The organism is [Roseibacterium] beibuensis (genome assembly GCF_039542305.1).
Classification (GTDB): domain Bacteria; phylum Pseudomonadota; class Alphaproteobacteria; order Rhodobacterales; family Rhodobacteraceae; genus Roseibacterium; species Roseibacterium beibuensis.
In genome coordinates this window covers 1-6,836 of sequence record NZ_BAABHW010000011.1, presented here as the reverse complement: position 1 = coordinate 6,836, position 6,836 = coordinate 1, and the positions used below count along the sequence as shown (strand labels likewise).

4 protein-coding genes and 1 pseudogene are annotated in these 6,836 nt (G+C 57.5%); 4 read left to right on the top strand and 1 reads right to left on the bottom strand.

The features are described 5' to 3' along the window. From ABD923_RS19015 to ABD923_RS19000, 4 genes are all read left to right on the top strand, one after another. The coding region (locus ABD923_RS19015) for a calcium-binding protein (protein ID WP_425584038.1) at nt 1–340 on the top strand (340 nt) is incomplete at its 5' end. 160 nt (nt 341–500) lie between these two features. Continuing rightward, nucleotides 501–4,214, top strand: a complete 3,714-nt coding sequence (locus ABD923_RS19010) for a glycoside hydrolase family 99-like domain-containing protein (protein ID WP_259548374.1) — start codon at nt 501–503, stop codon at nt 4,212–4,214. A 43-nt stretch (nt 4,215–4,257) separates the two neighbouring features. Beyond that, complete coding sequence (locus tag ABD923_RS19005; protein ID WP_259548376.1) at nt 4,258–5,127, top strand: hypothetical protein; 870 nt, start codon at nt 4,258–4,260, stop codon at nt 5,125–5,127. A 35-nt stretch (nt 5,128–5,162) separates the two neighbouring features. Beyond that, nucleotides 5,163–6,470 carry a class I SAM-dependent methyltransferase gene (locus ABD923_RS19000; protein ID WP_259548379.1) on the top strand — a complete coding sequence of 436 codons (1,308 nt, stop codon included), beginning with the start codon at nt 5,163–5,165 and terminating at the stop codon, nt 6,468–6,470. A gap of 26 nt (nt 6,471–6,496) precedes the next feature. Here the strand turns inward: ABD923_RS19000 and ABD923_RS18995 are convergent. After that, a pseudogene (locus tag ABD923_RS18995) lies at nt 6,497–6,836 on the bottom strand (hypothetical protein); the annotation flags it as partial.

The window sequence follows — 6,836 nt, the reverse complement described above, 5'->3', positions numbered from 1 at the left end:
GGGCAATGACACGCTGACCGGCGGGTCGAACAACGACGTGCTGGCAGGCGGCGACGGGCAGGACACGCTGGAGGGCGGCGCCGGGTTCGACTCGTTCTTCGGCGGGGCCGGGGCGGACAGCTTTGTGTTCGAGGACGGCAGCGGCGTCGACTTCATCGTGGGCTGGGAAGACGGGCTCGACCTGCTGGACTTCAGCGGCCACTCGCAGGTGAACGGACTGGCGGACCTGACGATCACCGACAACGGCGTGAACAGCCGGATCGAGTTCGCAGGCGGCGACGCCATCATCGTCATCGGATATGCCGGCGGCTTCGACGGGTCGGATTTCACCTTCGTGTAGGGCAGGCGGTGGAAGGAACGCTCTGAGCCAGCACGTCAAGCCGGACTTCAGCGCCCTGTTGGACAGGTCAGTCCGATCGGCTTGCTTGCGATGACCTTTGCATTGGTTTACCGGACTCCAGAATATCTCAGGATTTTCGCGAAAACCTCAGGGCGTTGAGATGCTATCGAAATATCTGTCCGTCCTAGGAATCGGATCGGGGCGCAACGATCCGATCGATGCGATCCGTGAGATGTTCGACGCGTCCTTCTATCGTGAGAGCACGTCCGAAGCTATCGGAAGCGACGATGACCTTGCGCGCCACTATCTGGACGTTGGGTGGAAAAACGGGCTTGATCCAGCGCGTTGGTTCTCGACCAACGGCTACCTCGCGGCGAACCCGGATGTAGCGGAAAGTGGAATGAACCCCTTTCTGCATTACGCACTCTATGGGCGCGCCGAAGGCCGTGCGAGCGTACCGCCCGAGAGGGGGACGACACACCGGCTAAGTTGGACCGCACCAAACAAGTCTTCCGCCTCCGATGCTGTCGCGCCGTGGTTCGATCAAACCTTCTATCGTGCAGGTTTTCGACGAGGGGAAGTGCCTGACGACCTGATCGAACATTACCTGTCGGAAGGATGGCGGGAAGGTCGAGATCCAGCGCCCTGGTTTTCCACGCGCCATTACCTTGCAACGAATGAGGATGTGGCAGAGGCCGATGTTAACCCGTTCGTTCATTATTGTACTACGGGTCGCTTTGAGCGCCGCCGCCTGACACCTCTTGGTCATCCCGCTCAAGGTCTCTACGCGGCGCATCAAAGCGCATTGTCGCAAGGCCCTTTTTTCGAGGAGATCGACCCTGCAATCGGTGTCGGCGGTGAGCCTGCGGCGATGGTCCTGAGTTACTACCTGCCGCAATTTCATCGTCATCCCGTGAACGATCGGCATTGGGGGAACGGCTTTACGGAATGGCGTAACCTTCCGCGGGCGCTGCCACGTTTCGAGGGGCATCTGCAGCCGCGTTTGCCGCGCGATCTGGGGTTTTACGATCTTTCGCACAAAGACACCCTCAAACGGCAGATCAAGCTGGCTCAGGCCGCCGGGATTCACGGGTTTTGTTTCTACCATTACTGGTTTGACGGAGCGCGGGTGCTTGACGAGCCGGTGGAGGGGTTTCTGGACGACCCGAGCCTGGAATTTCCGTTTTGCCTTATGTGGACAAACGAGAATTGGACAAGGACGTGGGACGGCGCGGAAACCGATGTGCTCCTTGCCCAAAATTACCATCCCGATCACGATGAGGCGCTCGTGGCGGATTTTGCCCGACATATGGCCGATCCTCGTTACATTCGGCTGGGTGGGCGCCCGCTGCTCTTCTTGTACCGACCCGGCCACGTTCCGAACGCAAAAGACACCATCGCCCGTTGGCGCGAGATCTTTGGGGAGAACCATGAACTCGACCCTCTGATCTTCATGGCCCAAGGGTTTGGCGATACAGATCCGAGGGAATACGGATTGGATGGTGCAATCGAGTTTCCACCGCACAAATTGCTGAACGGCCTGGATCCGATCAACGATAGCCTTGCGTGGATCGATGATCGTTATCGGGGCCATGTTTACGATTACGAGGCGGTCGTGGAACGGTCTGTCGTCGAACCGGCACCGGATTACCCACTGATCAAGACAGCCGTCCCCTCTTGGGATAACGAGGCGCGCCGTCCTGGGCGTGGTATGGTCCTCCACGGCGCGAGTCCGGCAAAATTCGAAGCCTGGATGCGCCAGTTGGTCGATCATGCCCGACGGCATCCTGTGTTCGACCACCCCATCGTCTGTGTGAATGCCTGGAACGAATGGGCCGAGGGCGCGACCCTCGAGCCGGACGTCCACCATGGGGGCGCCTATCTCAATGCTTTGGCGCGCGCTGCCTTTGGCAAGAGCGGATCGGTGCGGGGACCCAAGGGCCGGGTGTTGTTGGTCGGCCATGACGCAGAGCGGAACGGTGCTCAGAAACTGCTGTTGAACATCGCGCGGGTCCTTACCGCCGAGATGGGGCTTCAGGTTAATTTCCTGCTTTTGCGCGACGGGCCACTGCTGTCAGAGTACGAGGCAATCGGCGAAGTGTTTTTGGCCGATCCTTCGACGTCCGAGGAAGAGCTTAAGTCGCATCTTGCGCGCCTGCATTTGAGCGGCATCAATTGTGCGCTGACCAACACGGTTGTCGCTGGGCAGCTTTGCCCGCAACTCAAAAGCGCCGGGATGCGTGTTGTTTCACTGATCCACGAGTTGCCAGGCATTATCCTTGAGAAGGATTTGGGGGAGGCGGCACGGCTCGTGGCAGACCATGCCGATCAAGTCGTGTTCCCGGCATGCATCGTAAAAGAGCGTTTCGAAGAGGTCGCCGGACCGATATCGAATTCGGCTGCGATCTCGCCACAAGGGATTTATTCCACGAAATCTGAAACGGACGCTCTGGCGCGTGGCGCAACGCGCGCCGAGTTGGGGGCTGACGCAGCACATCGTGTGGTGCTTGGCGTGGGCTATGGCGACTTGCGGAAGGGTCTCGACCGGTTCGTTGCTGTAGCGCTCGCCTCATGCCGTTCTGATCCCAGTCTGATTTTCGTATGGGTGGGATCGGTGGCGCCAGAGATGAAGATCTGGATCGAACCGGAAATCGCCGCGTCCGGTATGGCCGACCGGATTCGCATTCTTGGGCATCAGGAGGATGTCGGGCGCTTCTACGCTGCGGCAGACCTTTTCTACCTTGCATCGCGAGAAGACCCGTTCCCTTCCGTCGTCCTTGAGGCGCTGGCCTGGGGGCTTCCTGTCGTGGGCCATCGCGGTTGTGGTGGATGCGATTCATTGATCGAACGTCACGGGGTCCTTGTCGACGGAGCTATTTCCGAGGGTGCGGCCGCGGCGCTCAGAGACGTCTTGAACGTGACGCCCGAAATGCGTGACGAGCAGTCAAGGGCCCGTATGCAAGAGGCCGAGACCGGCTTTGATTTCGCCACCTACGTCTTCGATCTATTGCAGCGCCTCGTCCCGGGTTTGCCATCCGTGTCCGCCGCCATCCTTAGTTACAACTACGAACGCTACATGCCGCAGCGTGTGACGAGCGTGCTTGCACAAACCCATCCGCTCAGAGAGGTCTTGCTCCTTGATGACGCGTCCAGCGATGACAGCGTCACGATAGCGTGCGATGTGGCCGCGACCGCCCGGCGGAAAATGAATGTTGTGGTCAACGAGACGAACACCGGCTCAGTCTTCCGGCAATGGCGGCGCGCTGCGGAAATGGCAAAAGGCGAATACATCTGGTTAGCGGAAGCCGATGACATTGCCGACCCGGACCTGGTTGCAACTCTGCTCCCCAAGATGACCAGGTCTGGTGCGATCATGGGATTTAGCGACAGCACACGCGTGAATACCCGGGGCCAGGTGATATCGGACAGCTACATGGCGCACCTCGACGATATCGAAGGCGTCGATTTCTCGAGCGCCTTCGACATGGACGCAGAAAGCTTTCTGCGCAGCTGCCTTGCGATCAAGAACGTGATGCTGAACGCCTCGGCGGTCGTGTTCCATAGGGGTACATTGCTCGACGCCTTCGAGACGCTCGGCGATGAACTGGACTCATACCGCATCGCTGGTGATTGGCGGCTTTACGTGGAAATGTGTCTTAAGGGTTCTGGAAAGGTTTGTTACGTGGCCCAAAGCTTGAATGCGCATAGATACCATGAGGACAGCGTTACTCGATCAACCGACGCCAAGCGGCATCTGGACGAGATCATGCGCGTGCAATCGACGGTTCGGAACCTTGTTGATCTCGAGTCCAAAGTCATACGGCAACAGCATCGCCACCTTGAAAACTGCCGCGATTACCTGGGTGTCCAATGACTGATCCCAAGACCGGTTGGACGACTGTTACCTGGACAGCCTCATGAAACGGGTTTTCGTTCATATCGGTCTGCACAAGACCGGAACGACATCGCTGCAACGTTTCCTGTACCAGAACCGCGAAAAGCTGGGGGCTCATGGCGTTCTCTACCGGTGTTTAGACGAAGAATGGCCCAATCATCATCCGGTGGCGGTCGGTTGGCGTAAGGGACAAAGAAGTGACAAGGTCGCGCGCTTTCTCGGCGAATGCCTGTCCTCTCCGCCTCATCATACAATCATCTTCAGCTCGGAAATGTTCGCGGAACAGGCGTTTGATGTTTCCGGTTTCCTCGAGGTGCTGGCGCCGCATGACGTGACCGTCGTGGCATACCTGCGCAACCCTTGCGCGCAACTGGTCAGTGCGTTCAACGAAGTGGTTCGCGATCCCAAGGTACAATGGACGCACCCGATAGGGAGCGATCCATCTCCTTACGATGTGTCCTATCATGCCCTTCTCCGCGACTGGTTGCAGGCACCAAGGCTGATCTTGTGCCCTTACGATCCACCCCAATGGATTGGAGGTACACTCGAAGCAGATTTCCTGGCAACCGCCGGCATCGAAAACACCGACCTTGAATCCTTGCCGTTTCGCGAGAACGTGAGCTTGCCGTTTTCGGTTGTCGAGATCGTCCGCCACGCCAACCGGGCCGGGCTTGTCGAGCCGGACCGCTCGGATCTGATCAGTTTCCTGAAGACCGCAAGTTTCGATCCCGACCTTCCAGCGCGCTACCCGCTATCGGAAGACGAGTGTCAAACCCTCATTGAACGATTGCGCGCCAGGTATTCAATCTACGAACCGTTTCTCAGGAAAAATTTCGATGCAAACTTCCTGTTCGAAATGCCGAATGCCCTGCTGGCCGACGGCTCTGACTAATATCTTCTCCGTAATCTCCGGCAAAGGATCTGAAGATGCGCCTTGACCCAGATGCCCGGTTTCAACTCGATAAGCCGCTTGATCGCGATGTCGATCTGTACATTGGCGCGGTCTGTCTCGGTAAGTTTGCGGCTGGCGAGCGCAATGTGCCTCTTTCCCGATTAGCAATGCATTTCAATCATTTGGCCGATCATAAGCTCACGGCAAAGACAGATGGGGGTGAAACTGTCTTTCACATTGATACGCGTGATTTTGAAAAGGCTTATCGGACTGGCGACCTCCTTACAGCGATGCAAACCGCTTTGGGTGGCGGAAAGTGGCGGATCTACGAGATCGGTATCAAGGACGGTTCGATCTATGCCGATGTCGGATTCGTTTTCCCGCTGTCGATCAGGACGCCCGTAACTGTAGATCTCTTGTGCAATGGGATGTCCGGGGTGTTGCTTGAATCAGAATACGATACGCATTTCGGTCGGACCCATTGGTTCATGCCGCCCGAAAACGTGGTGCGCCACAAATATCGCTTTCCATTCTCGCAAGTGGAGGGTTGGGCTCAGTTCCATCTTCGGGCGCTGAATGGCAAAAGCTCAGATGCTGCGCATTATCGCGACCAGTGGAATTTCACGAACCGTGATATGCTTGCTGAATTGCCCGATGATACCCGAATTCAGCGTGTCGCAAGTGCACAAGCCAACCGCGCATCTTTTCTCAACGGTGGCAAAGCAGCATACGAGGTCATACAAGCGCTGTTCCACCGCTATGGAAGTGCAGCCTCGAAACCTGAAATAAAGGTTTTGGACTGGGGTGTGGGGTGCGGCCGTGTTGCGCGTCATTTTGAAACGGACAGTGCCGTTCAAATGACTGGTATCGATATCGACAAGGACAATGTCGGGTGGTGTTCTGAGAATTTAACGGGCGAATATCTGCATGTGGAAACTGCCCCACCTACACCCATGCCGAATGGCATATTCGATCTCGTTTATGCCTGTTCGGTGTTGTCGCATCTGAAAGAGGAGTCCATTGATCAATGGCTGGCTGAGGTCTCTCGACTCTTGCGACCGGATGGTTTGGCGTTGTTGTCATTTCATGGCACTTCAAACGCCGTATCCTATCTCTCACGTCGCCCAGAAGAATTGCGCGCTCTGATGGGCGGGGAATTGTTCGACGCCGACAGGAATAATGAACTTCAAGGGTTCATTTCGGATGAGGACTACTACCGCCAGGTTTTCTCTTCGGATTCATGGTGGCATCAAAAGTTTTCCGAGTTTTTCGAGGTCCTGGCAATCGAACCTGCAGTTCTAAGCGGGTTTCAACATGTTGCGGTATTGCGCTTGAAGCCATGACTGCGGATACCTGACGCAACTTCCGGTCAGCTAAAGAAGAAATCCGACCCGTCGAAGCCGCCGGTATAGCCGATGACGATGATGGCGTCGCCGCCTGCGAACTCGATCCGGCTGTTCACGCCGTTGTCGGTGATCGTCAGGTCCGCCAGCCCGTTCACCTGCGAGTGGCCGCTGAAGTCCAGCAGGTCGAGCCCGTCCTCCCAGCCCACGATGAAGTCGACGCCGCTGCCGTCCTCGAACACGAAGCTGTCCGCCCCGGCCCCGCCGAAGAACGAGTCGAACCCGGCGCCGCCCTCCAGCGTGTCCTGCCCGTCGCCCCCTGCCAGCACGTCGTTGTTCGACCCGCCGGTCAGCGCGTCGTTGCCG

Excerpts from the sequence above, each read along its gene's own strand:
- ABD923_RS19005 (WP_259548376.1), top strand. The coding sequence starts at position 4,258 with ATGAAACGGGTTTTCGTTCATATCGGTCTGCACAAGACCGGAACGACA.
- ABD923_RS19010 (WP_259548374.1), top strand. The coding sequence starts at position 501 with ATGCTATCGAAATATCTGTCCGTCCTAGGAATCGGATCGGGGCGCAAC.
- ABD923_RS19000 (WP_259548379.1), top strand. The coding sequence starts at position 5,163 with ATGCGCCTTGACCCAGATGCCCGGTTTCAACTCGATAAGCCGCTTGAT.